The 270-nt window shown below is 54.4% G+C and carries 1 rRNA gene; it reads right to left on the bottom strand.

What is annotated here, in order from left to right:
• Window positions 1-97: ribosomal RNA gene (gene rrf, locus IO20_RS37975) — 5S ribosomal RNA — on the bottom strand; the annotation flags it as partial.
• Window positions 98-270: the final 173 nt, after the last annotated feature.

Genomic DNA, 270 nt, shown 5'->3' with positions numbered 1-270 from the left:
CCCACAGGGTCCCCCCTGCAGTACCATCGGCGCTGAAAGGCTTAGCTTCCGGGTTCGGAATGTAACCGGGCGTTTCCCTAACGCTATGACCACCGAAACCCTATCGGTTTCGAGCGAACAAGCACACTTTGTAGTTATGTTCTAGCTCTAGAAACCAGCAACTGTTCGTTGCTTCAGAACTAACACAGTGGACGCGAGCAACTGAGGACAAGCCCTCGGCCTATTAGTACCGGTCAGCTCCACCCATTACTGGGCTTCCACATCCGGCCT

The sequence above is a fragment of the Streptomyces exfoliatus genome, assembly GCF_000725545.1.
In the GTDB taxonomy this organism is placed as follows: Bacteria; Actinomycetota; Actinomycetes; order Streptomycetales; family Streptomycetaceae; genus Streptomyces; species Streptomyces exfoliatus.
The sequence above is the reverse complement of the archived record's forward strand: the minus strand, read 5'-3'. Positions and strand labels throughout refer to the sequence as shown.